The organism is Streptomyces sp. D2-8 (genome assembly GCF_023184515.1).
Lineage (GTDB): Bacteria > Actinomycetota > Actinomycetes > Streptomycetales > Streptomycetaceae > Streptomyces.
The window spans coordinates 153,933-179,317 of record NZ_JAAHBP010000020.1 but is presented as its reverse complement, the minus strand read 5'-3'; the positions used below and the strand labels follow the sequence as shown (position 1 = coordinate 179,317).

Below are 25,385 nucleotides of genomic sequence, written 5' to 3'. Positions count from 1 at the left end.
GGGCGATGCTCAAGGAAGTGATCGCGACCCGTTTCATCGCGCCCCTGCGCGAGGGCGGTTCGCTGCCGGGCCTGGTCGAGGCCGACGACCTCGGCACCTACGTCCTGAAGTTCACCGGCGCGGGACAGGGCCGCAAGACGCTCGTCGCCGAGGTGGTCTGCGGGGAACTCGCCCGCCGGCTGGGGCTGCGGATGCCGCGCCTGGTCACCGTCGAGCTCGACCCGGAGCTGGGGCTGGGCGAACCGGACGAGCAGGTGCAGAGCCTGCTGCGGTCCAGCGGCGGCACCAACCTCGGCATGGACTTCCTCTCCGGCGCGCTCGGCTTCGACCCGCTCGCGTTCCCGGTGAGCCCCGAGGAGGCCGGCCGGGTGGTCTGGTTCGACGCGCTGATCAACAACGTCGACCGGTCCTGGCGCAACCCCAACCTGCTGAGGTGGCGGGACGAGCTGTGGCTCGTCGACCACGGCGCGACGATGATCTGGCACCACAACTGGCCCGGCGTGGAGGCCTCCGCCGCCCGCCCGTACGACGCCTGCGACCACGCGCTGGCCTCCTTCGCACCCGATGTCGCCTCCGCCGCAGCCGAGTTGGCGCCCCTGGTCACCGAGGAACTCCTCGCCGACGCCACCGCGCAGATCCCGGACGCCTGGCTCCTGGACGAACCCGGCTTCGCCACGCCGGACGACCTGAGGCAGGCGTACGCGCGCCCGTTGCTCGCACGGGCCGCCCTCATCCACGACCGCATCCAGGGGCTCAAGTGAACGACCGGCACATCATCAAGGGCGGGCCCCGGGACCGCCACGTCTACGAGTACGCCGTCCTGCGCGTCGTCCCACGCGTCGAACGCGGCGAGTGCATCAACGCCGGGGTCCTCGTCTACTGCCGCGCGAAGTCCTACGTCGGTGCCCGCACCCACCTCGACGAGGCCCGCCTGCTGGCCCTCGACCCCCGGGCCGACGCGGCCGGGGTCCGAGCCGCCCTGCGAGCCGTGGAGGGACTGTGCGCGGGCGGTCCCGCGGCCGGCCAGGCGGCATCCGACGACCCGGGCCGCCGCTTCCGCTGGCTCGTCGCCCCCCGCTCCACGATCGTCCAGCCCGGCCCCGTGCACACCGGCCTGACCACGGACCCGGCGGCGGAGACGGAGCGCTTGCTGGACCTGCTGGTGAGGTGACGGCCACCTTGCCCGGCGGTCAGTGCCGGCGACGCCTCACGACGTAGCCGGCCGCGAGGGCGGCACCCGCCGCGAAGGCCAGGCCGATCCCCATCTCCCAGTCGCCCGGCCCCGAGGCCACCGCGCCCCCGAGTCCGCCCCGCACGCCTCGGGACGGGGTGGCGGTGGGAGCGGCGGTGACGGGGGCGGAGGGACTGGCGGAGGTGGTGGGAGTGGTGGTGACGGCGGCGGACGGACTGGCGGAGGCGGTGGGGGAGATGATGCCCCGGCGGGCCAGGGCCTCGCACGCGATGCCGTCGTCCGGGCCCTGATCCTCGTCGAGTCTGTTGGGATCGCTCGGATTCGCGTCGAAGACGGCCTGCGCGTCCTCCTGGAAGGAGAAGTCGCGGCAGTCCAGGTCCTGCCGGGCATGAGCGGGGTCGGCCAGCGGCACGATCGCGGCGATCGCGAACAGCGTGCCTATGGCACCGATGCGACGGCGCATGGAGCGTCTCCCTTCCGGTCACGGGTGGCTCGCGCTCCGACGCTAGGTGCCGAGCCGTGCCCCGGCGCGCGGCCGTACGCCGATCGGGTGTCCCGGGGGACGCTGCCGGGCAGGTGGCCCCGGGTAATGGATCACATGCCGCCCCGGGCCGTTGACACCGGGTGCCAGGGCTTCTAGCGTCACTCCCACTGAAGGTACTAAGCGGTCGCTCACCTGAGGAGTAGCAGTCATGTCCACCACTGAGCAGCGGGTTGCCGTCGTGACCGGTGCCGCGCGCGGCATCGGTGCCGCCACCGCCGTACGACTGGCCGCCGAGGGCCGCGCGGTCGCCGTGCTCGACCTCGACGAGGCGGCCTGCAAGGACACCGTCGAGAAGATCACCGCCGCGGGCGGCAAGGCCGTCGCGATCGGGTGCGACGTCTCGGACGAGGCACAGGTCGAGGCGGCCGTCGCCCGGATCGCCGAGGAGCTCGGCGCGCCGACGATCCTGGTCAACAACGCGGGCGTGCTGCGCGACAACCTGCTGTTCAAGATGAGCGTCTCCGACTGGGACACCGTCATGAACGTGCACCTGCGCGGCGCCTTCCTGATGTCCAAGGCCTGCCAGAAGCACATGGTGGACGCGGGCTTCGGCCGGATCGTCAACCTGTCGTCGTCGTCCGCGCTCGGCAACCGCGGTCAGGTGAACTACTCGGCGGCCAAGGCGGGCCTGCAGGGCTTCACCAAGACCCTCGCCAAGGAGCTCGGCAAGTTCGGCGTCACCGCCAACTCCGTCGCCCCCGGGTTCATCGCCACCGAGATGACCAAGGCCACCGCCGACCGCGTCGGCATGGGCTTCGAGGACTTCAAGGCCGCCGCCGCCACCCAGATCCCGGTGGCCCGGGTCGGCGAGCCGGAGGACATCGCCAACGCCATCGCCTTCTTCACCGGCGAGGCGGCCGGATTCGTCTCCGGCCAGGTGCTGTACGTGGCCGGCGGACCGCTCGACTAGAGGACACAGACATGACTTCCGTGGAACTCTCCGGCAAGGTCGCCCTCGTCACGGGCGCCAGCCGCGGCATCGGCTACGGCGTCGCCGAGGCCCTGGTCGCGCGCGGCGACCGCGTGTGCATCACCGGCCGCAACGAGGACGCCCTCAAGGAGGCCGTCGAGCAGCTCGGCGCCGACCGCGCGGTCTACGTGGCGGGCAAGGCGCACGACGAGGCCCACCAGGCCGTCGCCGTCGAGCGCACGATGGAGGCCTTCGGCCGCGTCGACTACCTGATCAACAACGCCGGCACGAACCCGGTGTTCGGGCCGATCGCCGACCTCGACCTGAACGTCGCGCGCAAGGTCTTCGAGACCAACGTCGTCTCGGCGCTCGGCTTCGCCCAGCGGACCTGGCACGCCTGGCAGAAGGACAACGGCGGCGCGATCGTCAACATCGCCTCCGTCGCGGGCCTCTCGCCCTCGCCGTTCATCGGCGCGTACGGCGTCAGCAAGGCCGCGATGATCAACCTGACGGTGCAGCTCGCGCACGAGTTCGCGCCCAAGGTGCGGGTCAACGCGATCGCCCCGGCCGTGGTGAAGACCAAGTTCGCCCAGGCCCTGTACGAGGGCCGGGAGGAGGAAGCCGCCGCGGCCTACCCGCTGGGCCGGCTCGGTGTGCCCTCCGACATCGGGGGCGCGGCCGCGTTCCTCACCTCCGAGCAGTCCGACTGGGTCACCGGCCAGACGCTCGTCGTGGACGGCGGCATCTTCCTCAACGCCGGAACCGGCTGACGGGGACCTCGCACGCGGATCGGCACGGGCGCCCTTCGACACGAACGGCGCCCGTGCCGCCGTAAAAGGCACCGCAAAGGGCGATGACAACGTCGTCAAAGGTTTATTGATCAAGAGGTCATGTACCGGGGAGGGTCAGCGGGCGCGGCACTGCGGTATGGTCTGCCGACCCTTGGTATGGCAGCTCGAGGAGCGTGCGCGTGTTCAACCGGAATCGATGCCTGCGGCGGGTGGCGGCCATCGCGTCCATATCGTCCCTGCTCGCCGGGTGCGGCGTGCTGTCGTCCGACACCCCGGAGGACGAAGGACCGATCGTCCTGGGCACCACCAGTGCGCCCAGCACGCTCGACCCTGCCGCGTCGTGGGACAGCTCCTGGGAGCTGTTCCGCAACATCTATCAGACGCTCTTGAGCTATCCGACCGGCGCGAGCGCGCCCCAGCCGGACGCCGCCGAGCAGTGCGGCTTCAGCGACTCCTCGAACCAGGTGTACCGCTGCGAGCTGCGCGAGGGCCTGAAGTTCTCCAACGGCGACGCGCTCGACGCCCGGGCCGTGAAGTACTCGTTCGACCGGATCCGCAAGATCAACGTCAACGGCGGCCCTGCCGGTCTGCTGGGCAGCCTCGAGCGGGTCCAGGCGCCGAACGACCGTGAGGTGATCTTCCACCTCAACAAGCCGGACTCCACGTTCCCGTTCGTGCTGGCCACTCCCGCCATGTCGATCGTGTCCCCGGAGGCCTACCCGGAGAACAGCCTGCGCAAGGGCAGCGACGTGGTCGGCTCCGGGCCGTACGCCCTCGACTCGTACTCCGACGGCAAGGAGGCCGTCCTCGTCCGCAACAACTCCTACAAGGGCTTCGCGGAGCGCCGGAACGACGCCGTGACCGTCCGGTACTTCCAGGACTCCGACGCCATGGTGAAGGCCCTGCGGGACGAGAAGATCGACGTGACCTACCGCGGTCTGGCCGCCGGTGACGTCGTCGAGCTCCAGAGCAAGACCTCCAAGGACGAGGACATCCAGCTCGTCGAGGGCACCGGCACCGACATCAACTACCTGGTGTTCAACCCGAAGGACCCCTGGGCGGACAAGAAGGCCGTGCGCCAGGCCATCGCCCAGGTCGTCGACCGGGCGGCGATCGCCCACAAGGTCTACAAGGACACCGTCGACCCGCTGTACTCCATGGTCCCCAAGGGCCTCACGGGCCACACCACGGGCTTCTTCGACGACTACGGCGACCCCGACGTCGCCAAGGCCCGCAAGATCCTCACCGAGGCCGGCATCAACCAGCGCGTCCCGCTCACCTTCTGGTACACGAGCGACCGCTACGGCTCCGAGACCGCCGGGGAGTTCAAGGAGCTGGAGCGCCAGCTCGAGTCCTCCGGCCTGTTCACGATCAGCCTGAAGAGCCGCCCCTGGAAGACGTACGTCGAGGGCTACCAGAAGGGTGAATACCCGGTGTTCGGGCGTGGCTGGTTCCCCGACTTCCCGGACGCGGAGAACTTCATCGCGCCGTTCGTCGGCGAGCAGAACGCCCTCGGTACGCCCTACTCGGCGCCCAAGATCACCGGTGACCTGCTGCCCCGCTCGCGCCGGGAGAGCGACCGCGCAAACGTGGAGAAGGAGTTCGAGGAGGCCCAGCGGATCCTCGTCGACGACGCGCGTCTGCTGCCGCTGTGGCAGGGCCGGCAGTACGTGGCGGCCAGCCGGGACATCTCGGGCGCGGAGCGGGCCCTGGACCCGTCGACGATCATGATGTTGTGGGAGCTGCACCGCAAGACCGCCTGGTAGGCGGGCCGGCAGCGGGCTTTCCCGGGCACGCTGTCAGTGGTCGCCTGTAGGTTCTGTGGCCTGGAAGTGACCGCACATCGTGAGGACGTTGACGTGACCGACATCGCCATGCTGCCCGAGTCCTGGCGCGGGGTTCTGGGCGACGAGCTGCAGCAGCCCTGGTTCAAGGAGCTGACGGAGTTCGTCGAGGAGGAGCGGGCGAAGGGTCCCGTCCACCCGCCGCGCGAGGAGGTCTTCGCGGCGCTGGACGCCACGCCGTACGAGCAGGTCAAGGTCCTCATCCTCGGTCAGGACCCGTACCACGGCGAGGGACAGGGGCACGGGCTGTGCTTCTCGGTCCGGCCGGGTGTGCGGGTCCCGCCCTCCCTGCGCAACATCTACAAGGAGATGCACCAGGAGCTGGGCACCCCGATCCCGGACAACGGCTATCTGATGCCGTGGGCCGAGCAGGGCGTGCTGCTGCTCAACGCGGTGCTCACGGTCCGCGGCGGCGAGGCCAACTCGCACAAGGGCCGGGGCTGGGAGAAGTTCACCGACGCCGTGATCCGGGCCGTGGCCGAGCGCCCCGACCCGGCGGTCTTCGTGCTGTGGGGCAACTACGCGCAGAAGAAGCTCCCGCTGATCGACGAGTCCCGGCATGTCGTGGTCAAGGGCGCGCACCCCTCGCCCCTGTCGGCGAAGAAGTTCTTCGGCTCGCGCCCCTTCACGCAGATCAACGAGGCGGTCGCGGCGCAGGGCCACACGCCGATCGACTGGACGATTCCGAACCTGGGCTGAGGCAGGCCGGCCCGTACGGCTGTGCCGTGACGGGCCCGGTGGTGTCCGGAGCCGCCTGAGCCGGATCGCCCCCGCCTGCGGTTAGCGTCGGCAGGAACAGCCGGCGAGTGCGCGGAGGGCGTCGTGGCGGAGCGACAGGAGCAGGCGGCGCCGGATGCCGTGCTGACGCGGATCGGGCAGGTCGTCATGCTGCACCACGCGGGGGACCGGGAGGAGGCCCGGCACCGGTTCCTCGGCCTGTGGGCGGAGATCGGCGAGCACGGCGACCCGCTGCACCGCTGCACCCTCGCCCATTACCTGGCCGACACCCAGGACGACCCGGCGGACGAACTGGCCTGGGACCTGCGCGCGTTGACGGCGGCCGAGGAAGCCAGGGCGGAGGTCCTCGCGGTGACCGCGGTGATCGCGATCTACCCCTCCCTGCACCTGAACCTGGCGGACGACTACATCAGACTCGGTCGCCGCGATGCCGCGCTCACGCACCTGTCGTGGGCCCGGGAAGCCGCCACCGCCCTCGCCGACGACAGCTACGGCGACGGCGTGTGGGCGGCCATCGGACGGCTGGAGTCCCGGCTGGGAGAGGGCGGCTCGGCGACCTGGACGCCGCCGCGGCAGCGGCCCTGACACGGCAGGTCAACGCCCGTACGTATCGCGGCAGATCGTCGCCTCCGGGCTGTCCGCCCGCCATCCCCCGTAGCGCCTGCCCAGCGCGCACACGTCCGAGCTGTTCGAGACGCTCTTCCGGACGTTCTGCCGTACCGACTCCGAGACGTCCGGAAGGTCGGCCTGCGACCGCCGGGGGCCGCGCGGAGCGGGCTCGGGGCGTTCCGGTCGGGCGGGACGCGGGCGGACGTCGCGCCGGCCGGGCTGCGGCGTCCCGCGTTCCGGCGAGGCCGCCGGGGGTGTGGCCGGGCGGGACGCCGACACGGCAGGCTCCGGGCGGTGGGACGCCTCTTCGATGAGTTGCAGGGCCTCACGGGCCGGTGCCTGCACGATCTGGGCCTCCGCCTCACCCTCCGGCTGGGGCGCCGACGGTCGGGACGGCGCCGCCGAGGGACCCGGCGCGGGGGGATGCGGGACTGTCGTACAGCCGGAGAGGGCCGAGACCGCCACGGTCACCAGGAGCGTCGCTGTGGTCGTCGTTCGATGCACCCGCGCAACTCTGGTGCGTCCAACCCATGGTGGGGCGGCGGACAGGCGGAGGATGCCCCGCACGGGTGATCTCGCGCCCCGTACGGAGGGCGACGGCGTGACGGGGGTGACGTCGTCAGTCGCCGGTCGCGCCGTCGATCCGCTCGCGGATCAGGTCGGCGTGGCCGTTGTGCCGCGCGTACTCCTCGATCATGTGGGTGTAGAGCCACCGCAGGTTGAACCGCTCGCCGGTGCGCCGTTGCTTGCCCTCGGTGATGTCGTCCAGGCCGAAGCGGGCCGCGTTGCGCCGGGCCGTCTCGATCTCGGCCTGCCAGGTGGCGTACGCCTCCTGCCAGGTATCCGCCGCGGTGAGGTGGAACTCGCCGTCGATGTCCCCGTCGCTCCAGTAGATCGGCCCCGCGTCCTCGCCCGTCAGCACCCGGCGGAACCAGCTCCGCTCCACGTCCGCCATGTGCCGCACCAGCCCCATCAGGGACAGTGTGGAGGGCTCGACGGCCGTGGACCTGAGCTGCTCGTCGTTCAGGCCTTCGCACTTCCAGGCGAGAGTCCGCCGGTGGAAGTCCAGCCAGCCCTCCAGCATGGTGCGTTCGTCGGCTGTGGGGGCGGGCATGCCGCGTTCGTTCGTCATGGACGCATCCTTTCCGAGCCGCCCCTGCCGCACCATGAGATTTTCAGCCCCCGAGCATCCCCTCCAGCAGTTCCCGCAGCCCGGCCCGCACCTCCTCCAGGCTCGGCACGTCGGCGCCGAACGACCCCGCCACGCAGCTGAACATCAGCCCGTCCGCCCAGGCGATCAGCGACAGGGTGTGCCGGGCCGGGTCCGTCGAGCCCATGCCGGTGACGAGGGCGGTGAGCTGGTCCCGGAAGCGGGCGCCCGTGGCGTCGAAGTAGGCCCGCAGCTCCGGGCGGCGCGTCGCCTCCAGGGCCAGTTCGTAGCGGGCGAGTGTGAGCGCGCGGTTGTTCGTCAGGGCCCGGTGGGTCGCCAGGGCCAGCGCGTCCGCGAGGGGTCCGGCCCCGGCCGCCGGATCCGGCATCTCGTGCAGGGCCAGCACCCGGGCCTCGCGGTCGGCCAGGCGCCGCACGGCCAGCTCCAGCAGGGCCTGCCGGGTCCGAGCGAGGTTCGACGTGGAGCCCTGGGGGAGTGCGGACGCCTCGTCGACCGCCCGGTGTGTGAGGCCGCGCATGCCGCGCTCGGCCAGCAGGGCGAGGGCGGTGTCGGCGACGAGGTCGGAGCGGGAGGGGCCGGCGGTGCGTTCGGACATGGGCCTCACGCTACCCCTCCGACTACAGGTGTAGTAACGTCGACGGTGTCACTACAGGTGTAGTCACTGTCGAGGAGGAGCCATGGCACAGTCCGGGCATGCCGTCGTGATCGGCGGCGGAATCGGAGGCCTGACCGCGGCGGTCGCCCTGCACCGGCGCGGACTGCGGGTCACCGTGCTGGAGCGGGCCCGCTCGCTGGAGCCGGTCGGCGCGGCGATCTCCCTCGCGCCCAACTCCCTGCGCGCGCTCGACGTCATCGGTCTCGGCGACGAGATCCGCGACCTCGCAGCCTGGAGCGGGGACGGCGGGCTGCGGACCCCGTCCGGGCGGTGGCTCTCGCGGACCTCCGCCGACGCCGCCGCCGAACGCTTCGGCGGCCCGCTCGTGCTCCTGCACCGCGCCACCCTCATCGCGAGCCTGGCCTCCCGGCTCCCACCGGGCACCGTCCGCACGGACGCCGCCGCGACCCTCGCCGACAGCGGTGACACCGACCGGCCCGCCCGCGTCAGGACGGCCGACGGAGTGCTGGAGGCCGACCTGGTGGTGGGGGCGGACGGTATCCGGTCCGCCGTACGCCACGCGCTCTTCCCCGCCCACCCAGGCGCCGTGTACTCCGGGTTCACCACCTGGCGGGTCGTGATCCCCGTTCCCGGCGCCGAGTTCGCCTCGCACGAGACCTGGGGCAGGGGCCGCATCTGGGGCACGCACCCGCTCAAGGACGGCCGCGTCTACGCCTACGCCGCCGCAGTCACGCCCGCCGGCGGCCACGCACCCGACGAGCGGGCCGAACTGCTGAGCCGCTTCGGCGACTGGCACGACCCGATCCCCGCCGTGCTCGCCGCCGCTCGGCCCGAGGACGTCCTGCGCCACGACGTCCACCACATCACCACACCCCTGCCCGCCTACCACCACGGCCGGGCCGCCCTGCTCGGCGACGCCGCGCACGCCATGCCCCCGACCCTCGGCCAGGGCGGCAACCAGGCCATCGAGGACGCCATCGTCCTCGCGCACCACTGCGACGACCTGCCCGCCTACACCGCCGCCCGGCTGCCCCGCACGACCGCCGTCGCACGCCGGGCCGTGCAGGTCGCCCGCCTCAACCTCATGAGCAGCCGCGCCGGGATCGCCCTACGCGACACCGCCATGGCCACGCTGTCGAAGGCCGGGCCCGCCCTGTTCCTCCGTGGGTTCGACAGCATCGCCGACTGGCGGCCGCCGCAGGGGGACGCCGTATGCTCCGAGCAGACCCCGGCAGGCAACCGCTAGAGGAGATCACCCCGTGAAGGTCGGCTGCATCGGACTCGGCGACATCGCGCAGAAGGCCTACCTTCCGGTCCTCGCCTTCCAGCCCGGAGTCGAACCGCACCTGCAGACCCGTACGCCCGCGACGCTCGACCGGGTCGGCGAGGCCCTCCACGTCCCGCCGGAGCGGCGGCACACCACCCTCGACTCCCTGCTCGCGGCGGACCTCGACGCGGCCTTCGTGCACGCGCCCACGCTCGTGCACCCGGAGATCGTGACGCGGCTGCTGGAGGCGGGCGTACCGACGTACGTCGACAAGCCGCTCGCCTACGAACTCGACGACTCCGCCCGGCTGGTGGCGCTCGCCGAGGAGCGGGACGTGAGCCTCGCGGTCGGCTTCAACCGGCGCTACGCCCCCGGCTACACGCAGTGCGCGGACCATCCGCGCGAGCTGATCCTGATGCAGAAGAACCGCATCGGGCTGCCGGAGGAGCCCCGCTCGATGATCCTCGACGACTTCATCCACGTCGTCGACACCCTGCGGTTCCTGGTGCCCGGCGAGGTCGACGACGTGACCGTGCGCGCCCGTGTCCAGGACGGGCTGCTGCACCACCTGGTGCTCCAGCTCGCGGGGGACGGCTTCACCGCGCTCGGCGTGATGAACCGGCTCAGCGGCTCCGCCGAGGAGATCCTGGAGGTGTCCGGGCAGGACACCAAGCGGCAGGTGGTCAATCTCGCCGAGGTCGTCGATCACAAGGGGCAGCCGACCGTGCGGCGGCGCGGGGACTGGGTGCCGGTGGCCCGGCAGCGCGGAATCGAGCAGGCGGTGCTCGCGTTCCTCGACGCGGTCCGGGCGGGCAGGGTGCTCAGCGCCCGGGACGCGTTGGAGACCCATGAACTGTGCGAGCGGGTGGTGCGTGCGGTTCAGGAGCGGACCGCCTGAGCCGCAGGGTCCGTACGCCCTCGCCGGCGGCCCACACGGCGAGGATCAGCATCGCCGCGTGCACCGTCCGGTCGCCGTGGCGGACGTAGGGCGTGGTGCCGTGGGCGAGGGGGATTTCGTAGATCTGCGTGGCGGAGGCGTCCGTACCGAGCCACGATCCGATGCGCTGTCCGCCCGGGGCGTAGACGGCGGAGACGCCCGTCAGGGTCGAGTGGACCATGGGGCGACCGGTCTCTGCGGCGCGCAGCGCGGCGAGTGAGGCGTGCTGCGCGGGCGCCCAGCTGTGCTGGAACGAGGAGGTCGACGACTGGCCGATCAGCAGGTCCGCGCCCTCCCGGGTGAGGTGGCGGGTCATGTCGGGGAAGGCGGTCTCGAAGCACACCAGCGGGCCGACGCGCAGATCGTCCCCGACGTTCATCACGATCGGCTGCGAGCCGCGCCTGCGGTCCTCGCCCGCGGCCTTGCCGACGGAGGTGGCCCAGCCGAGCAGGGAGCGGGCCGGGATGTACTCGCCGAACGGCACGAGCCGCATCTTGTCGTAGCGCTCACCGGTCTGGCCGTCGGGCCCGACCAGGACCGAGCTCTTGTAGATCCCGGGCTGGTCGGAGCGCCGGGCGTCCACGTTGACCAGGATGTCGGCGCCCGTGGTGCGGGAGAGGTCCGCGAGCCGCCGGGCGAGGTCGGGGCGGTCCCCGAGGTCGAAGCCGACGCTGCTCTCGCCCCAGACGATCAGGTCGACGTCCTGGCCGGCGAGGCGGCGGGTGAGCTGCTCCCCGCGGGCGAACCGGCTGTCCGGGCCGTCGACGACGCCCGGCTGCACGACGGCGACCCTGACCTGGCCGTCGACGGCGGGGCGGGGTGAGAACGCCCAGGCGGCGGAGGTGGCGGCGGCCGTGGCGACCAGACCGGCCACGGCGGGCACCCGGGCCCGGCGGACCGCGACGAGCACGGCGACCGCGACGTTGACGGCCACGAGCAGGTAGCTGAGCAGCCAGACCCCGCCGACCGAGGCGAGCCGCAGCGCGTGTTCCGCCTGCCACTGGCTGCTGCCGAGCATGCCCCAGGGGCCGCCGAGCCCCTGCCAGGAGCGGACCAGCTCGATGGCCAGCCAGCCCGACGGCAGCACCAGGAGCGCCACCGCGACCTGGCCACGGGAGGTGAGGTCGCCGAGGAGACGGCGCACCAGCCAGCCCCACGGGGCCCACAGGGCGCCGATGAGCGCCGCGAGGAGGAACGTGAACACGTGCAGGCTCGGCAGCAGCCAGTGGTGCATGGCCAGCATGAGGCCGAAGCCGCCCCACCAGCCGTCGTACGCGGCCCGCTTCCCGCTCGGCGCGGTGCGCAGCAGCAGGAGCCAGGGGACCAGGGCGACGTAGGCGCACCACCACAGGGACGGCGCGGGGAAGGCGAGGACGGGGAGGGCGCCCACGACCACCGCGGCTGCCGAGCGGCGCCAGGGGGAGGCGAGCCAGTGGCCGAGCGTCTTCATAGGCGCCTCCTACCCCGCGGTGCCTCCAGTGTGCGCCCTGCGGACGATCCAGGCCGTGTCCGCACAGTCCCGCCTGCCCCGCGTGCGGACGACGGGACCGAGCGGGCACGACCTGGGACAGGGCGCCGGGTCAGTTGACCACAGGTGCCGTCCGCGGCTCGGGAAGACGCCGCCACTTCTCCCGTACGACCACCTCGCTCAGCCGCCAGCCGTCGTCCGTGCGCAGCAGCGCGAAGGCGTACCGGCCGCCGCACACGAAGTCGGGAGCGGGCCCGGCGGTGGCCATGGGATTGACGTAGTCGGCCTGCACCTCGGCGGTGTCGCCGGTGTCCTGCTCCCAGATCCCGAAGCGCACCCGCCGGTTGACGATCAGATGCTGCCGCATCGGGAACAGCCGCAGGCTCTCCGCGAGCCACGCGGCGACCGCCCGCGCCTCTCCCTCGATGCCGCCGGCCGAGCGGTAGTCCGCCCGTCCCCGGGCGGCGAACAGTCCCCGGTAGGCCTCCCAGTCACCGTCGTCGACCGCCACCGCGTAGTCGGTGATCAGCCCGTCGACGGCCAGCCGGTCTCTCACGGTAGCGAGCTCCACGCGCTGCGTCATCGGCCCAGTGTTGGGCATGGCCGGGGCCGGGCCAAGAGCCGTGCGAGTGTGATATTCGGTGGCCGCCGAGGGGCGCCGGGGCCCAGCCTGTCCTGCGTGAAGGATCAGCACGAACCGAAGTTCCAGGTGCGCGCCCGCCACAGCGGGTCCACGATCACCGTTTACCAGGCCTATCGCCCGGAGATCGGCGGCCCCGCCGCCCGCGACGGCCGCTTCCCGGCCGCCTGGAAGCGGGAGCGCATGACATGGATCAAGCCGTCGTTCCTGTGGATGATGTACCGCTGCGGCTGGGGCACCAAGGAGGGCCAGGAGACGGTCCTGGCGATCGAGGTCGACCGCGAGGGCTTCCTCTGGGCGCTGCGCAACGCCTGCCTGTCCCACTACGTCCCCGCCCTGCACGGCGACCGGGCCGCCTGGAAGCGGCAGTTGAGGCAGGCGCCCGCACGGGTGCAGTGGGATCCGGAGCGGGACCTGCATCTCAGCCCGCTGCCGCACCGATCGCTTCAGCTGGGGCTCGCGGGGGAGGCCGCAGCGCGGTACGCGGACGAGTGGATCGTGGGGATCGAGGACGTCACGCCGCTCGCCACCCAGATCCACGGGCTGGTGCGGGCGAGGCAACTGGAGGCGGCCGCGGGGCTGTTGCCCGAGGAGCGGCCCTTCGAAGTCGACGACGAGGTGCTGGCGCGGCTGCGCGTCTAGAGGGGTGGTACGGGTCGGGAAGGGAGTGCGGGAGCCGCTCAGGCCGCTCTGACGACGCTGCCTCGGACCGCGGCCGCCCACTCGACGACGAGAAGCTCGTACTCCGCGCGCTCCTCGGCCGACAGGGTGCCGCCCGTGCGCTGCCACAGCGCACGGATCTCCTCGTTGACCTCGGCAGCGGACCGCACGGAACCAGGGGTCACGAAATCGGGGGACATGCGGACAAGCGTAGGGGCAGCCACTGACAGCCCGCTACCGGACGGCTACCCGATCGCTATGCGGTTGGTCACGAGAGCCGGGTCACACGGCCCCGGAATCAGCCCGCCGACTCGGCCGCGTGGGGGCTCAGGACACCCATGCTGACCAGCACGATGATGACGATGCCGAGGACGATGCGGTAGTAGACGAACGGCATGAAGCTCTTGGTCGAGATGAACTTCATGAACCATGCGATCACCGCGTATCCGACCCCGAAGGCGATGATCGTCGCGAAGATCGTCGGACCCCACGAGACGTGGCCGCCCTCCGTGGCGTCCTTCAGCTCGAACACGCCCGAGGCGAGCACCGCGGGGATGGCGAGCAGGAAGGAGTAGCGGGCCGCGGCCTCGCGCTTGTAGCCCATGAACAGGCCGCCGCTGATGGTGGCGCCGGAGCGGGAGACGCCCGGGACGAGCGCCATGGCCTGGCAGACGCCGTAGATCAGGCCGTCCCGGACACCCAGGTCCTCGAGGGCCTTGCGCTGCTTGGGTGCGCGGTGCTTGCCGCCGCTCTCGTCGCGGGCCGCGAGCCGGTCGGCGATGCCCAGGACGATGCCCATGCCGATCAGCATCGTCGCGGTGATCCGCAGATCGCGGAACGGTCCCTCGATCTGGTCCTTCAGCGTCACGCCGAGTACACCGATCGGGATCGAGCCGACGATGACCAGCCAGCCCATCCGGGCGTCGGGGTCGCTGCGCAGCGCCTTGTTCGTGAGCGAGCGCGTCCACGCCGAGATGATCCGCCCGATGTCCTTGCGGAAGTAGATCAGTACGGCTGCCTCGGTGCCGATCTGCGTGATCGCCGTGAAGGCCGCACCCGGGTCCTCCCAGCCCGAGAAGGCCGCCGTCAGCCGCAGGTGGGCGCTGGAGGAGACGGGGAGGAACTCGGTCAGCCCCTGGACGAGTCCGAGGATGAGTGATTCGAACCAAGACATGAGGTAGCGGAGTCCAAGTTGCCGATCGTGGAACGGACGACGGGCGCACCGGGCCGCCGTTGCGATGAACGGGGGATCGTGTGTGCCGAGGGGGAAGCGTAGCGTCCCCGGAAGGCCGCCCGGACACAGGGGTTTGGAAGCCGCCGCCGACCAGCGGCGATCAGGCCGCGGTGGGTCCGGTCACCGTCCAGCCGGGCGCCTGGGGACGCGCCGTGAGGTCCTCGTGGCGCACCTCCTCGCCGCAGGCCCGGCAGGTGACGGCCGGGGCGAGGGTCTGGCCGCAGGAGTGCTCCAGCACCATCGGGCGGTCGCCGTTCGCCTGGAGATGGCGGTCGCCCCACGCCATGAGGGTCATCAGCACCGGCTCCAGCTCCAGTCCCGCCTGCGTCGGCCGGTACTCGAAGCGCTGCGGGCGCTCGCTGTAGAGGTGCTTGGCCAGGATCCCGGCGTCGACGAGCCGGCGCAGCCGGGTGGCCAGGACGTCGCGCGGGGCGCCGATGTTGCGCACCAGCTGGTCGAACCGGCCGTTGCCCAGGCACACCTCCCGCAGCACGAGCAGGGAGTACTTCTCGCCGACGAGCGCGAGGGTGCCGGCGATGGAGCAGGGGCGCGGGTCTTTGGGGGCGGCCATGAGGCTCAGTCTAGGAAAGGGTTGGAATTTCCAACTTTTCAGGCTCGGCGGCACCGGCGTCCAGGTCGGCGAGCAGGCCATGGGCCGTGCACTTCGCGGCGCAGGGCGTGCTCTCGGGCGTCGATCGGCCGCGAGCAGGTGGACGACTTCGCCGTCTCCTCCCACCGGAAGGCCGCCGCGGCCTGGGAGAGCGGGCTCTTCGAGGTGCACGCGATGCGGGAACGAGGCGCCGGGTACGCACTCCGGACCATGTGCGAGGCGGGCGGACTCGCCAACGCCATGGTGCTGGAACGGGTCTGAGCCGGGCAGGCGTGACGGCGCGTCAGAGGCTGCGCAGCCGGTGCCGCTTGCGCCAGGCCACCAACACGCCCGCCAGCGCGGGCAGGGCGATGCACGCCAGGGCGATCAGAAAGGCGGGAGAGGTCGGGGCGGAGGCGCGGGCGCCCGCGACGACGTAGGCGGCGGTGTTCGGGATCGAACCGAGGCCCGTGGCCAGCAGGAACGGCAGCAGACCCATGCGGGAGACGGAGGCGCAGTAGTTCGAGGCCCAGAACGGCACACCCGGGAACAGCCGCACCGCCAGCATCGAACGGAAGCCGTGCCGGCTGAGCTGTCCGTCCGCAGCCTTCAGCCAGCGCCCCCGCAGCAGCGGCCGCAGGGCGTCCTGGCCCAGCGCCCGGCCCAGACAGAAGGCGATCCCGGCCCCGAGCACCGTGCCCGCCAGAGCCACACCGATTCCGAGCTGCGAACCGAACAGGGCGCCCGCCGCGAGGTTCAGCAGCGGCCTCGGCACGAACGCCACGGTGCACACGCCGTACGCCACCGTGAACACCGCCGCTGCCGCCGCACCGCCGAGCTGCGGCGGCCAGCCCTCCGTCAGCAGCCGCTGCGGCTCGAACAGCAGCACCCCGCACGCGCCCGCGGCGAGCAGCACCACGAGCAGGGACAGCCGCGACCACGGGGACAGCAGAACTCTCGTGCAGCGGGCGGCGAAACCGGTCGGTACGGCGGGCGAGACGGTCGTTGCCGGGGGAACGGCGACGGCGAGCTCCGCGCTGGTGGCCCGGGGAGAGGCCGTGGCGGTGCCCCCAGAGCGGGTGGTGGCATCGAGCATCCGGTGACACTAACCGACAAATGTGTGTGATCGCCGTATGGTTCGTCTCACGAGCGTCACAGGCAGCGATGCGCAACCCCCTGCCCGGGCAACCGAAAACCATTCGACGTGCGGTGAAGCGTCGGCAATGATCGACGACATGTTCCGGCACGCCTTCGCCCTCGCAGCATCCGTGGTCACGGATGCCCCGAAGGCTGCCGTCGTCGATCCCACGGCCGTCATGGACGGCGCCCGAAGCTGACCCTCTCCGGTTCGTCCGGCGGACCCCGCAAGGGGAGGGTCGGGCAGGTCCTCGGGGTCCCACTTCTTCTTCACCGAGCAGACGCTTCGAGGTACAGCCATGTCCAAAACGGCTTATGTCCGCACGAAACCGCATCTCAACATCGGCACGATGGGTCATGTCGACCACGGCAAGACCACACTGACCGCCGCCATCACCAAGGTCCTCGCCGACCGCGGCAGCGGCGCCTACGTGCCGTTCGACCGGATCGACCGGGCGCCCGAGGAGGCGGCGCGCGGCATCACCATCAACATCGCGCACGTCGAGTACGAGACCGACACCCGGCACTACGCGCACGTCGACATGCCGGGCCACGCCGACTACGTCAAGAACATGGTCACCGGCGCCGCCCAGCTCGACGGGGCGATCCTCGTCGTCTCCGCGCTCGACGGGATCATGCCGCAGACCGCCGAACACGTCCTGCTCGCCCGGCAGGTGGGCGTCGACCACATCGTGGTCGCCCTCAACAAGGCCGACGCGGGGGACGAGGAGCTGACCGACCTGGTCGAGCTGGAGGTCCGCGACCTGCTCACCGCGCACGGCTACGGCGGTGACTCCGTACCCGTCGTACGCGTCTCCGGCCTGAAGGCGCTGGAGGGGGACCCCCGCTGGACGGCGTCCATCGAGGCGCTGCTCGACGCGGTGGACACGTATGTGCCGATGCCCGAGCGGTATCTGGACGCGCCGTTCCTGCTGTCGGTGGAGAACGTGTTGACCATCACCGGGCGGGGGACCGTGGTGACCGGGGCGGTCGAGCGGGGTGTGGTGCGCGTCGGTGACCGGGTCGAGGTCCTCGGGGCCGCTGTCGACACGGTGGTCACGGGCCTGGAGACCTTCGGTAAGCCGATGGAGGAGGCGCAGGCCGGGGACAACGTGGCGTTGCTGTTGCGAGGGGTGCCGCGGGGTGCCGTGCGGCGGGGGCATGTGATCGCGGCGCCGGGGAGTGTGAAGCCGCGGCGGCGTTTCTCGGCGCAGGTGTACGTCCTGTCGGCCCGTGAGGGCGGGCGGACGACGCCCGTCTCCTCCGGGTACCGGCCGCAGTTCTACATCCGGACCGCGGATGTGGTGGGGGTGGTCGACCTGGGTGAGGTGGCGGTGGCCCGGCCCGGCGACACCGTTGCCATGACCGTGGAACTGGGGCGGGACGTGCCGTTGGAGGCGGGGCTCGGGTTCGCCATCCGTGAGGGTGGGCGGACCGTCGGGGCGGGGACCGTGACCGTGGTGGGCTGAGGTCGTGGGGGACTGCGGGACCGTTGTGGCTGGTCGCGCGGTTCCCCGCGCCCCAGAAGGGCGATCGCCCCCTGCACAATGGCGGGGTGAAGGATCCCATTCCCGTGGCCAGAACCACCGATCACGGCACCGCCAAGCTCATGCCCGACGTCGACCGGGAACGGGCCTGGCTGCTGACCGTGGACGGGGCTCCGCAGTCCTACGTCGATCTGGACGACCCCGCGCACCTGGAGTTCGAGTACACGCGGCGGCTCGGGCACGTGCTGGATGTCGTGGCCGAGCCGGGGCGGGCGCTGGACGTGGTGCATCTCGGGGGAGGGGCGCTCACGTTGCCCCGGTACGTGGCCGTGACCCGGCCGGGCTCGCGGCAGGACGTCGTCGAGGCCGACCGGGGGCTGCTGGAGCTGGTGTCCGAGCATCTGCCGCTGCCGGACGACGCGAACACCGCCCTGCACGCGGCGGACGCACGGGTCTGGCTGGAGCACGCTCCCGCGGCCTCGGCGGACGTTCTCCTCGCGGACGTCTTCAGCGGGTCGCGGGTGCCGGCCCACCTCACGTCGGTCACCTACGTCAGGGAGGCCGCGCGCGTGCTGCGGGGGAGCGGGGTCTATCTCGCCAATCTCCCCGACGCCGCGCCCTTCGGCTTCCTGCGGTCGCAACTCGCCACGCTGGCCACCGTCTTCGAGGAACTCGCGCTGATCGCCGAGCCGGGGGTGCTGCGGGGGCGGCGGTTCGGGAACGCCGTGCTCGTCGCCGGGCAGCAGGCGATCGACATCGCCGCCCTGGCCCGGCTCACCGCCGCCGACGCCTTCCCGGCCCGGGTCGAACACGGCGTCGCCCTGCGGGAGTTCATCGGGAGCGCGCGGGCGGTGCGGGACGAGGACGCCGTGCCGTCACCCGAGCCCCCCGACGGGGCGTTCGGCATCGGCTGACGCGCGCTCGGTGCCGCCCTTGGCCACCGGTGTGGTCCGGCGGCGCAGATTGCGTACGTCCGGTACGCACAGCACGGTCGCCGTGACCAGGACGACCAGGCCGGCGCAGCCCCACAGGGCCGCCGTGCGGCCGAAGACCTCCTCCGCCGGGCCGGCCGCGGCCGTGGCGAGGGGGACCAGCGCGACGGAGCCGAACCAGTCGTACGCCGAGACGCGGGAGAGCTTGTGCTCGGGGATCTCCTGGTGCAGTGCCGTCATCCAGGACACGCCGAACACCTCCACCGTCGCCCCGGCGACGAACATCACCCCGAACAGGACGCCGATCGGCACCGGGACGGCGAGGGCGGCCGAGGGCAGGGCCAGGGGGAACACGCAGAGGGTGCCGGCGAGGAGCAGCCGGCGGGGCTTCCAGCGGGTCATCAGCAGGGCGCCGGCGACCGTGCCCGCGCCGAACGCGCCCAGCGCGAGTCCCCAGGGGCCCGCACCGCCGAGGTGGTCGCGGGCGACGAGCGGGCCGTAGACCGCGTCCGCGGCGGCGACGACCGCGTTGGCGATGGAGAACTGGACGACGATGCCCCACAGCCAGGGGCGGTCGGCGAACTCGCGCCAGCCGTCCCGCAGGTCGGCGAGCAGGCCGCCGCCCGGGGCGCGGGGCGGGATGTGGCCGACGTCGAGGAAGGCCCGGAGCGCCCCGGCGAGCGCGAAGGCCGCCGCGTCCGCCGCGAGCACCCAGCCGGGCCCGATCGCCGCGACCATGGCGCCGCCGAGCGCGGCACCGCCGAGGACCGCGCCCTGCATCGCCATCCGGAACACGGCGAACGCGCGGCCCGCGTGCTCGCCCTCGACCGAGGACATCAGCATGCCCTCGGCGGCCGGGCCGAAGAAGGCCTGGCCGGTACCGCCGAGCGCGGCGAGCAGCATCATGTGCCACAGCCGGGGCTCCCCGGCCAGCACCAACACGGCGAAGGCGGCCTGGGAGAGGCAGTTCAGGACGTTGGCCGCGACCATCACATGGTGCCGGGGCAGCCGGTCCGCGACGGCGCCGCCGATCAGCAGGAACAGCACGAGAGGCAGCGTCCGCGCAGCCGCCACCAGGCCGACGTCACCGCCGTCGCCGCCCGTTTCGAGGACCGCGAACGCCGCCGCGACCAGGGCGCCGTGGCTGCCCAGACCGGTGACGACCGCGGCGGCGGTCAGCAGGGAGTAGTTGCGGCCCGCCCAGGAGGGTCTGCGGGGGCCCAGGAAGGAGGCGGTCGGGGACGTCACCGGGCGACTATCGCCGCCGAGGGCCCGTCCTGCCAAACCGTTTGCGCGGCGTCACGGCGCAAAGCTGAGTTGATCTTGATTTGACCTTGAATCGGGGAAGGAACCACATGCACAAGCGTTCTGCGACGCTGCTGGCCACGGCGGCACTCATCGGTGCCGCGCTGCCCGTCATGGGCGCGGGGTCCGCCTCGGCGGCCGGTTTCACGTGCCGGCCGACGTCCCACGACTACGTGGTCGTCAAGGAGAAGGCCGCGGTCCACTCCAGCTTCTCGGCGAACGCCAAGGTGGTCGGCTACGTCTACAAGAACAACGAGGTGCACGCCTACTGGGACTGCACCAACTCCTCAGGCAACCCCTGGGTCTGCATCGGCAGCTGCCGCGTCGACGAGGACTCCATCTCGGGCCGCTGGGTCTACCGCGGGTACCTGAGGGGCTGACGCCCGTCACGAGGCTCCGGTGAGCCGGGCCCGCCCCTGTCGCAGGGGGCGGGCCCGTTCCGTTCCCGGGTCAGCCGCCGGTCGGTTCGCCGTGCAGCCGGACCGTGCTGAGGATCTTCATGACGGTCTTCTCGGGCACCTCGCCCTTGACGCCCTTGGCGCCGAAGAAGCTCCACGCGACGAAGTCGCCGGCGGAGTTCTTGAAGCCGAAGGTGACCGCCTTGCCGTCGCTCGCACACTTGCCCTTGTCGGGCGTGTCCTCCGAGTGCGCCCAGGCGACGCTGCCCTTGACGCCCGAGGCGGTGGTGTAGGGCTTGGCCTTGTCGTCGGTCTTGACGCTCTTCTTGTCCGGCTGCGTGTAGCCGCCGTACACCCACCAGGCCACCTGGTTGACGGCGACCTCGTCCGTGTTCTTGGCACCGTCGGCGCCCTTGGTGCCCGCCCCGGCCAGCGACTCGGTCTCGGTCCTGCCGTCCTTGTTGTCGTCGCTCGTGCACCACTTGGACTTGTAGAACGCCGGTGCCGACATGAGGATCAGCGGCTTGCCGTCGTCGGACTTCTCGTCCTCGAAGAAGACGGACGACGTCGGAGACGCCACCTCCCAGTCGGCCGGGACGTCGAAGGCCGTGCCCCACTTGGGGTTGATGACGACCTTCCAGCCCTTGACCGTGGGCTTGGCCTCCTCGCCGCCGCGGGGGTTGTCGCCCGTGGCGGGGGCGCTCGGCTCCTCGGCCGACGGACTCGACGACGTCGTGCCGCTCTTGCCGCCGCCGTCCGCCGTGTCGTCCTTGTCGCCGCCCAGCACCAGGAAGCCGGTGACACCGGCCGCCACGACCACCGCCGTGGCGGCGATGGTCGCGACCAGCTTCGTCCGGTTGCCGCCGCCACCGCCCTGCGGGGGCTGCGGCGCGCCGGCCGGCGCGGGGGTGCCCCACTGTGGCTGCTGCCCATAGGGGCCGGGCTGCTGCTGGTACCCCGGCTGCTGGTACGGATTCGGCTGCTGGTACCCCGGCTGCTGGTACGGGTTGTTCGCTTGCGGGTTCTGCTCGCCCCCGGGCGGCTGCTGTCCTGGCCACATGGGCAGCCACCCTAGCCGCGCTCCGGACACGATTCGGTCACTGCCCGTGGACGGAGACGTAGCAACCCGGCGGCAGGACGGTGTGGATGTCGTGCGGACCGATGCGGCGGTCGTCATACCGGCCTGGCCAGTCGCCTCTACTCGTGAGTAACATTCGGCCATGAGCGCAGACCAGATGTCCATCGGCGAGATGCTCGCCGCCACGGTGCCCATGGCCCGGACCCTGAACCTCGAGTTCCTCGAGACCTCGCCGGAGCGGGCGGTGGTGTCACTGCCGGACCAGGGCGAGTACCACAACCACGTGGGCGGGCCGCACGCCGGCGCGATGTTCACGCTGGGCGAGTCCGCGAGCGGGGCGATCGTGCTGGCCGCGTTCGGCGACCAGCTCTCGCGTGCCGTCCCGCTCGCCGTCAGCGCCGAGATCTCCTACAAGAAACTGGCGATGGGCGCCGTCACCGCGACGGCCACCCTCGGCCGCCCGGCCTCCGAGGTCGTCGCGCAGCTCGACGCCGGTGAGCGCCCCGAGTTCCCGGTGGCCATCGCCATCCAGCGGGCCGACGGCGCCGTGACCGGCGAGATGACCGTGGTGTGGACCCTGCGGCCCAACGGCTGATCAGGCTGCCGTGTGTGCGTGACCCCGGCCGGGTGCCGGGGCTCTCGCGTGTCAGGCCGCCACGTCCCGGTGCCCGGGGCGCGCGCCGTCCAGCTCCCCGAGGAATCCCCTCAGCCACGCCACGAACTCCGGCCCCAGGTCGGGCCGTTCGCAGGCCAGCCTCACCACCGTGCGCAGGTAGTCGGCCTTGTCGCCGGTGTCGTAGCGCAGGCCCTTGAAGACGACTCCGCGCACCGTGCCGCCCGCGGCCAGCTCCTGGAGGGCGTCGGTCAGCTGGATCTCGCCGCCCCGGCCCGGTGGGGTGCGCTCCAGGACCGAGAAGACGGCCGGGTCGAGGACGTAGCGGCCGATGACGGCGTAGCGACTCGGCGCGTGCCGCCGGGCCGGCTTCTCGACCAGGCCCGTGACGCGGACGACGTCCTCCTCGCCGGTCGGCTCCACGGCCGCGCAGCCGTAGAGGTGGATCTGCTCCGGCGGGACCTCCATCAGGGCGATCACGCTGCCGAGCCGGCGGTCGCGGACGTCGAGCATCCGGCTCAGCAGGGTCTCGCGCGGGTCGATCAGGTCGTCGCCGAGGAGGACCGCGAAGGGCTGGTCGCCGACATGGCGGCGGGCGCACAGCACCGCGTGGCCGAGGCCGAGCGGGTCGCCCTGGCGGATGTGGTGGATGCTCGCCAGCTGTGCCGGGTCGCGCACCGCGTCCAGCCGCACGGTGTCGCCCTTGGCCGCGAGGGCCTGCTCCAGTTCGAAGGCGTGGTCGAAGTGGTCCTCGATGGCCCGCTTGTGCCGGCCGGTGACCATCAGGACGTCGTCGAGTCCCGCCGCTGCCGCCTCCTCGACGACGTACTGGATGGCCGGCTTGTCGACGACGGGCAGCATCTCCTTGGGCGTGGCCTTCGTGGCGGGCAGGAAGCGGGTGCCGAGACCGGCGGCCGGGACGACCGCCTTGCGGACGGTGCGGGCGGGGGCGGCCGGGGCGGAAGGGTGGGGGGCGATCATGCGGCCCATGCTGGCGCGCGGAGATGGGAGCGAACCGAGAGCCACATGGGAGCGCGCTGTGGAGTTGGAGATTTCGTGGACCAACCGCCCTTGAGTGCGCACAACTTGCGGCCCTCGGCGACCGGGTTTTCGAAAGCCGGTGCGGATACCGCCGGTAACATATCTGAATTCCCCGCGTTTTGAATCCGGGTCATCCGAACTCCTTGTTACCAGTCAGTCGCATGTGCGAAAGTGAGCCGCCTCACAGCCGAGTCCGCAGCTGACGCGGCATAGGTATGCACCAATCACGCACCTGCTTTCCGACGGACGCGCAATTCGCATGCCGTTCTGCGGCTGGAAGGAAATGGTTCCGTGCAATCCCCCACCCCCCCACGCCCGCCCTACCCGCCACGCCCCGGAGCGGGACCCGCGGAGTCCGACCGCAATCTCCTCGCCCGGGTCGGCGAACCCACTGAAGGACCGCGCGCCGTCGCGCTGTTGCTGGCGCGGCACTGGCGCGCCGTCTACGAATACGCCGTGATCTGCCTGGCGTCCTCGGAGGATTCCGCATCGATGGCGGCGGCCGCCGCCTTCCGCGGGGAACTGGCCCGGCCGGGCGGCGGCGCCCTGCGTCCGCGGCTGCTCACGGCCGTCCGGGAGACGGTCGGGGAGTGGGCCGCCGACGACGGCATTTCCGGAGTGCTGCCGGAACTCCGCAAAACCGTCGGCGCCCGCGGCCTGCGCGCCGCACGCTCCCGTACACCCGAAAGGCGACGCCTCGCGGAGCGGGCTTTCCGGAGTCTTCCGGGGGCTTCCCAATGCCTGCTCTGGCACACGGAGGTCGAGGCCGAGCCCATATCCGTACCGTCCGGTCTGCTGGGGGTGGATGCCGCCACCGCGTCGGCCGCCCTGGAGCAGGCGCGCGAGCAATTCCGGTCCGGATGCGTACGGGCGCACCGGGAACTCGCACCCACGCAGGAATGCCGCTACTACAACCGCCTGCTGGACGTCCCCATGCGCCGCGGCGGGGCACTGCTGCCGGATGTGCAGCGGCATCTCATGGCATGCCGCTACTGCCGGCACGCCGCCGAGCAACTCAGCCATTTCGAGGGCGGTCTGGAGGATCTGCTCGTCGAGACGGTGCTCGGCTGGGGCGCCCGCCGCTACCTCGCATCACGGCCGGGGCGCGACGGGGGCCAGCGCGCCCTGCCCGCCGGCGGACGCCACCGCCCCCGGGCCCGCGCCCTGCCGGCGACCGGTCGGCAGGGCACGCCGAGAAGGCACACGAAGGCGCTGGCCGCCGCGGTCGGGGTGACCTCCCTCGTGCTGCTCGCGACCCTGCTCGCCGCTCGGGGCTGGACGGAGGAGGGCGGCACCACCGATCCGCAGGCCACCTGGGGCGCGGTGAGCGGCCACTCCGTCGACCCGGACAGTGCGGGATCCTCGTCCGTGGGACCGGACTCCGTGACCTCCTCGTCCGAAGAATCTTCGGCTGCTTCCCGGTCGGCCGCCTCCGTCGGCCACCCCGTCGAAGTGGCCCGGGGGCGGCTGCGCAACCTCGACGGCGGCCTGTGCCTCGACGTCCTGGGCGGCCGGACGCGGGCCGACGCCCCCATCGTGCTGGCCGCCTGTTCCGCCGGCGGGTCCCAGCAGTGGTCGTACGAGGACGACGGTGTTCTGCGCAGCGCCGCAGACCCCACCCTGTGCCTCGGCTCCGACACGGCCAGGGGCTCGGTCGCCCTGGCCGTCTGCCTCGTGCACGCGGGAGTCGTCCGCTACGACCTGACCGTGCGCGGCGAACTCCTGCCGCGCGGCGGCAAGGGGCTGGCCCTCGCCCCCGGGAAGGGCCGGGACGTGATCGTCGCAGGGCGCGACGGATCCGGGGCGCAACGCTGGGCACTGGAAGCGGTGACCGCCCCCGGAGGGCAGGGGGAGTCCCGGGAGAAGCGGGCCGAGGACACTCCGCGCGAGAGCCGCAAGGAGCGCGGGCAACGGCCGTACGACGACGCCCCGTCCGGGCCGCCGCGCACCACGTCCGAGGAACTGCCGCAGGAGCGGTACGAGACGCGGTTCGCGCAGGTGGGGTGCTGCGAGGAGGCCGAGCCCGGGGCCGGCGAGGCCGCCCCGCCGCCCGACCCCGACGTCCTCGGCCCCGCGACCGCCACCGTTACCGACGCCGTGACGACGCTCCACTCCTCCGCACTGCCGTAGAACGCGTACGGGGTCGCCCACTCCGGCGACCCCGTAGGCAGAGGTTCACCCGCC

The 25,385-nt window shown here is 72.2% G+C and carries 29 protein-coding genes; 16 read left to right on the top strand and 13 right to left on the bottom strand.

The annotated features are described in order from the left end of the window. The first annotated feature begins 5 nt into the window (after nucleotides 1-5). Both G3I77_RS30245 and G3I77_RS30240 read left to right on the top strand, forming a co-directional pair. Nucleotides 6-761, top strand: a complete 756-nt coding sequence (locus tag G3I77_RS30245) for a HipA family kinase (RefSeq protein WP_248508570.1) — start codon at nucleotides 6-8, stop codon at nucleotides 759-761. Beyond that, nucleotides 758-1,171, top strand: coding sequence for a DUF3037 domain-containing protein (locus G3I77_RS30240; RefSeq protein WP_248508568.1), 414 nt, complete (start codon nucleotides 758-760; stop codon nucleotides 1,169-1,171). Before G3I77_RS30245 ends, G3I77_RS30240 begins: the two co-directional genes overlap by 4 nt. Before the next feature lie 19 nt (nucleotides 1,172-1,190). Here the strand turns inward: G3I77_RS30240 and G3I77_RS30235 are convergent, their stop codons facing one another. Further along, on the bottom strand, nucleotides 1,191-1,655 hold the full coding sequence (locus G3I77_RS30235) for an excalibur calcium-binding protein (protein ID WP_248508566.1): 465 nt from the start codon (nucleotides 1,653-1,655) through the stop codon (nucleotides 1,191-1,193). Between the two features lie 229 nt (nucleotides 1,656-1,884). On the opposite strand from G3I77_RS30235, the gene fabG reads away from it, so the two are divergent. From fabG to G3I77_RS30210, 5 genes are all read left to right on the top strand, one after another. Then, nucleotides 1,885-2,646: a 3-oxoacyl-ACP reductase FabG gene (fabG, locus tag G3I77_RS30230; RefSeq protein WP_248508564.1), complete on the top strand. Its 762-nt coding sequence runs from the start codon at nucleotides 1,885-1,887 to the stop codon at nucleotides 2,644-2,646. Between the two features lie 11 nt (nucleotides 2,647-2,657). Beyond that, a complete protein-coding gene (locus tag G3I77_RS30225; RefSeq protein ID WP_248508562.1) occupies nucleotides 2,658-3,416 on the top strand; it encodes an SDR family oxidoreductase in 759 nt (252 codons plus the stop codon). A gap of 200 nt (nucleotides 3,417-3,616) precedes the next feature. Beyond that, nucleotides 3,617-5,203, top strand: coding sequence for an ABC transporter substrate-binding protein (locus G3I77_RS30220; RefSeq protein WP_248508560.1), 1,587 nt, complete (start codon nucleotides 3,617-3,619; stop codon nucleotides 5,201-5,203). A 93-nt stretch (nucleotides 5,204-5,296) separates the two neighbouring features. Beyond that, nucleotides 5,297-5,980, top strand: coding sequence for a uracil-DNA glycosylase (locus G3I77_RS30215; RefSeq protein WP_248508559.1), 684 nt, complete (start codon nucleotides 5,297-5,299; stop codon nucleotides 5,978-5,980). A 123-nt stretch (nucleotides 5,981-6,103) separates the two neighbouring features. Beyond that, on the top strand, nucleotides 6,104-6,604 hold the full coding sequence (locus tag G3I77_RS30210) for a hypothetical protein (protein WP_248508558.1): 501 nt from the start codon (nucleotides 6,104-6,106) through the stop codon (nucleotides 6,602-6,604). A gap of 9 nt (nucleotides 6,605-6,613) precedes the next feature. Here G3I77_RS30210 and G3I77_RS30205 read toward each other — a convergent pair whose 3' ends face one another. From G3I77_RS30205 to G3I77_RS30195, 3 genes are all read right to left on the bottom strand, one after another. Next, complete coding sequence (locus tag G3I77_RS30205; RefSeq protein WP_248508557.1) at nucleotides 6,614-7,132, bottom strand: hypothetical protein; 519 nt, start codon at nucleotides 7,130-7,132, stop codon at nucleotides 6,614-6,616. A 115-nt stretch (nucleotides 7,133-7,247) separates the two neighbouring features. Beyond that, nucleotides 7,248-7,760 (bottom strand): DinB family protein, encoded by a 513-nt coding sequence (locus G3I77_RS30200; RefSeq protein ID WP_248508556.1) that lies wholly within the window; start codon nucleotides 7,758-7,760, stop codon nucleotides 7,248-7,250. A gap of 43 nt (nucleotides 7,761-7,803) precedes the next feature. After that, nucleotides 7,804-8,394: a TetR/AcrR family transcriptional regulator gene (locus G3I77_RS30195; protein WP_248508555.1), complete on the bottom strand. Its 591-nt coding sequence runs from the start codon at nucleotides 8,392-8,394 to the stop codon at nucleotides 7,804-7,806. Between the two features lie 82 nt (nucleotides 8,395-8,476). Between G3I77_RS30195 and G3I77_RS30190 the strand changes: the two genes are divergently transcribed. Then, the gene (locus G3I77_RS30190; protein ID WP_248508554.1) at nucleotides 8,477-9,661 is read left to right on the top strand and encodes an FAD-dependent monooxygenase; all 1,185 of its coding nucleotides are present in this window, start codon (nucleotides 8,477-8,479) and stop codon (nucleotides 9,659-9,661) included. A 13-nt stretch (nucleotides 9,662-9,674) separates the two neighbouring features. After that, complete coding sequence (locus tag G3I77_RS30185; RefSeq protein WP_248508552.1) at nucleotides 9,675-10,580, top strand: Gfo/Idh/MocA family protein; 906 nt, start codon at nucleotides 9,675-9,677, stop codon at nucleotides 10,578-10,580. On the opposite strand, the gene lnt is transcribed toward G3I77_RS30185, so the two are convergent. Next, on the bottom strand, nucleotides 10,504-12,069 hold the full coding sequence (gene lnt / locus G3I77_RS30180; protein ID WP_248508550.1) for an apolipoprotein N-acyltransferase: 1,566 nt from the start codon (nucleotides 12,067-12,069) through the stop codon (nucleotides 10,504-10,506). The genes G3I77_RS30185 and lnt overlap by 77 nt on opposite strands. 130 nt (nucleotides 12,070-12,199) lie before the next feature. Then, nucleotides 12,200-12,670 carry a nuclear transport factor 2 family protein gene (locus G3I77_RS30175; RefSeq protein ID WP_248508547.1) on the bottom strand — a complete coding sequence of 157 codons (471 nt, stop codon included), beginning with the start codon at nucleotides 12,668-12,670 and terminating at the stop codon, nucleotides 12,200-12,202. A gap of 96 nt (nucleotides 12,671-12,766) precedes the next feature. On the opposite strand from G3I77_RS30175, the gene G3I77_RS30170 reads away from it, so the two are divergent. Continuing rightward, entirely contained in the window at nucleotides 12,767-13,369 is a 603-nt protein-coding gene (locus G3I77_RS30170) for a DUF4291 domain-containing protein (protein WP_248508545.1), read from the top strand. A gap of 38 nt (nucleotides 13,370-13,407) precedes the next feature. Here the strand turns inward: G3I77_RS30170 and G3I77_RS30165 are convergent, their stop codons facing one another. From G3I77_RS30165 to G3I77_RS30155, 3 genes are all read right to left on the bottom strand, one after another. Continuing rightward, complete coding sequence (locus tag G3I77_RS30165; protein WP_248508543.1) at nucleotides 13,408-13,587, bottom strand: hypothetical protein; 180 nt, start codon at nucleotides 13,585-13,587, stop codon at nucleotides 13,408-13,410. A gap of 98 nt (nucleotides 13,588-13,685) precedes the next feature. Then, nucleotides 13,686-14,561 carry an undecaprenyl-diphosphate phosphatase gene (locus G3I77_RS30160; protein WP_248508541.1) on the bottom strand — a complete coding sequence of 292 codons (876 nt, stop codon included), beginning with the start codon at nucleotides 14,559-14,561 and terminating at the stop codon, nucleotides 13,686-13,688. A gap of 160 nt (nucleotides 14,562-14,721) precedes the next feature. Beyond that, nucleotides 14,722-15,192 carry a helix-turn-helix domain-containing protein gene (locus tag G3I77_RS30155; RefSeq protein ID WP_248508539.1) on the bottom strand — a complete coding sequence of 157 codons (471 nt, stop codon included), beginning with the start codon at nucleotides 15,190-15,192 and terminating at the stop codon, nucleotides 14,722-14,724. A 138-nt stretch (nucleotides 15,193-15,330) separates the two neighbouring features. On the opposite strand from G3I77_RS30155, the gene G3I77_RS30150 reads away from it, so the two are divergent. Next, entirely contained in the window at nucleotides 15,331-15,492 is a 162-nt protein-coding gene (locus G3I77_RS30150) for a hypothetical protein (RefSeq protein ID WP_248508637.1), read from the top strand. 22 nt (nucleotides 15,493-15,514) lie between these two features. Here G3I77_RS30150 and G3I77_RS30145 read toward each other — a convergent pair whose 3' ends face one another. Then, nucleotides 15,515-16,306 (bottom strand): TVP38/TMEM64 family protein, encoded by a 792-nt coding sequence (locus G3I77_RS30145; RefSeq protein ID WP_248508537.1) that lies wholly within the window; start codon nucleotides 16,304-16,306, stop codon nucleotides 15,515-15,517. A 340-nt stretch (nucleotides 16,307-16,646) separates the two neighbouring features. Between G3I77_RS30145 and tuf the strand changes: the two genes are divergently transcribed. Continuing rightward, nucleotides 16,647-17,816, top strand: coding sequence for an elongation factor Tu (tuf, locus tag G3I77_RS30140; protein ID WP_248508535.1), 1,170 nt, complete (start codon nucleotides 16,647-16,649; stop codon nucleotides 17,814-17,816). Nucleotides 17,817-17,902: 86 nt separating this feature from the next. Next, entirely contained in the window at nucleotides 17,903-18,748 is an 846-nt protein-coding gene (locus tag G3I77_RS30135; protein WP_248508533.1) for a fused MFS/spermidine synthase, read from the top strand. Here the strand turns inward: G3I77_RS30135 and G3I77_RS30130 are convergent. Next, nucleotides 18,710-20,014: an MFS transporter gene (locus tag G3I77_RS30130; RefSeq protein ID WP_248508531.1), complete on the bottom strand. Its 1,305-nt coding sequence runs from the start codon at nucleotides 20,012-20,014 to the stop codon at nucleotides 18,710-18,712. The two genes, G3I77_RS30135 and G3I77_RS30130, sit on opposite strands and share 39 nt — an antisense overlap. Before the next feature lie 107 nt (nucleotides 20,015-20,121). Between G3I77_RS30130 and G3I77_RS30125 the strand changes: the two genes are divergently transcribed. After that, nucleotides 20,122-20,451, top strand: a complete 330-nt coding sequence (locus G3I77_RS30125; protein ID WP_248508529.1) for a hypothetical protein — start codon at nucleotides 20,122-20,124, stop codon at nucleotides 20,449-20,451. A gap of 70 nt (nucleotides 20,452-20,521) precedes the next feature. Here G3I77_RS30125 and G3I77_RS30120 read toward each other — a convergent pair whose 3' ends face one another. Further along, nucleotides 20,522-21,529, bottom strand: a complete 1,008-nt coding sequence (locus G3I77_RS30120) for a hypothetical protein (RefSeq protein ID WP_248508527.1) — start codon at nucleotides 21,527-21,529, stop codon at nucleotides 20,522-20,524. 175 nt (nucleotides 21,530-21,704) lie between these two features. On the opposite strand from G3I77_RS30120, the gene G3I77_RS30115 reads away from it, so the two are divergent. Then, nucleotides 21,705-22,142: a DUF4442 domain-containing protein gene (locus tag G3I77_RS30115; protein WP_248508629.1), complete on the top strand. Its 438-nt coding sequence runs from the start codon at nucleotides 21,705-21,707 to the stop codon at nucleotides 22,140-22,142. Between the two features lie 51 nt (nucleotides 22,143-22,193). On the opposite strand, the gene galU is transcribed toward G3I77_RS30115, so the two are convergent. Then, nucleotides 22,194-23,141: a UTP--glucose-1-phosphate uridylyltransferase GalU gene (gene galU / locus G3I77_RS30110; RefSeq protein ID WP_248508526.1), complete on the bottom strand. Its 948-nt coding sequence runs from the start codon at nucleotides 23,139-23,141 to the stop codon at nucleotides 22,194-22,196. Nucleotides 23,142-23,492: 351 nt separating this feature from the next. Here galU and G3I77_RS30105 point away from each other — a divergent pair, with 351 nt between their 5' ends. Further along, the gene (locus tag G3I77_RS30105) at nucleotides 23,493-25,331 is read left to right on the top strand and encodes an RICIN domain-containing protein (RefSeq protein WP_248508525.1); all 1,839 of its coding nucleotides are present in this window, start codon (nucleotides 23,493-23,495) and stop codon (nucleotides 25,329-25,331) included. Nucleotides 25,332-25,385: the final 54 nt, after the last annotated feature.

Excerpts from the sequence above, each read along its gene's own strand:
- lnt (WP_248508550.1), bottom strand. The coding sequence starts at position 12,069 with ATGAAGACGCTCGGCCACTGGCTCGCCTCCCCCTGGCGCCGCTCGGCA.
- G3I77_RS30190 (WP_248508554.1), top strand. The coding sequence starts at position 8,477 with ATGGCACAGTCCGGGCATGCCGTCGTGATCGGCGGCGGAATCGGAGGC.
- G3I77_RS30120 (WP_248508527.1), bottom strand. The coding sequence starts at position 21,529 with ATGTGGCCAGGACAGCAGCCGCCCGGGGGCGAGCAGAACCCGCAAGCG.
- tuf (WP_248508535.1), top strand. The coding sequence starts at position 16,647 with ATGTCCAAAACGGCTTATGTCCGCACGAAACCGCATCTCAACATCGGC.
- G3I77_RS30115 (WP_248508629.1), top strand. The coding sequence starts at position 21,705 with ATGTCCATCGGCGAGATGCTCGCCGCCACGGTGCCCATGGCCCGGACC.
- fabG (WP_248508564.1), top strand. The coding sequence starts at position 1,885 with ATGTCCACCACTGAGCAGCGGGTTGCCGTCGTGACCGGTGCCGCGCGC.
- G3I77_RS30145 (WP_248508537.1), bottom strand. The coding sequence starts at position 16,306 with ATGCTCGATGCCACCACCCGCTCTGGGGGCACCGCCACGGCCTCTCCC.
- G3I77_RS30160 (WP_248508541.1), bottom strand. The coding sequence starts at position 14,561 with ATGTCTTGGTTCGAATCACTCATCCTCGGACTCGTCCAGGGGCTGACC.
- G3I77_RS30125 (WP_248508529.1), top strand. The coding sequence starts at position 20,122 with ATGCACAAGCGTTCTGCGACGCTGCTGGCCACGGCGGCACTCATCGGT.
- G3I77_RS30235 (WP_248508566.1), bottom strand. The coding sequence starts at position 1,655 with ATGCGCCGTCGCATCGGTGCCATAGGCACGCTGTTCGCGATCGCCGCG.
- G3I77_RS30200 (WP_248508556.1), bottom strand. The coding sequence starts at position 7,760 with ATGACGAACGAACGCGGCATGCCCGCCCCCACAGCCGACGAACGCACC.
- galU (WP_248508526.1), bottom strand. The coding sequence starts at position 23,141 with ATGATCGCCCCCCACCCTTCCGCCCCGGCCGCCCCCGCCCGCACCGTC.
- G3I77_RS30225 (WP_248508562.1), top strand. The coding sequence starts at position 2,658 with ATGACTTCCGTGGAACTCTCCGGCAAGGTCGCCCTCGTCACGGGCGCC.
- G3I77_RS30175 (WP_248508547.1), bottom strand. The coding sequence starts at position 12,670 with ATGACGCAGCGCGTGGAGCTCGCTACCGTGAGAGACCGGCTGGCCGTC.
- G3I77_RS30195 (WP_248508555.1), bottom strand. The coding sequence starts at position 8,394 with ATGTCCGAACGCACCGCCGGCCCCTCCCGCTCCGACCTCGTCGCCGAC.
- G3I77_RS30165 (WP_248508543.1), bottom strand. The coding sequence starts at position 13,587 with ATGTCCCCCGATTTCGTGACCCCTGGTTCCGTGCGGTCCGCTGCCGAG.
- G3I77_RS30155 (WP_248508539.1), bottom strand. The coding sequence starts at position 15,192 with ATGGCCGCCCCCAAAGACCCGCGCCCCTGCTCCATCGCCGGCACCCTC.
- G3I77_RS30245 (WP_248508570.1), top strand. The coding sequence starts at position 6 with ATGCTCAAGGAAGTGATCGCGACCCGTTTCATCGCGCCCCTGCGCGAG.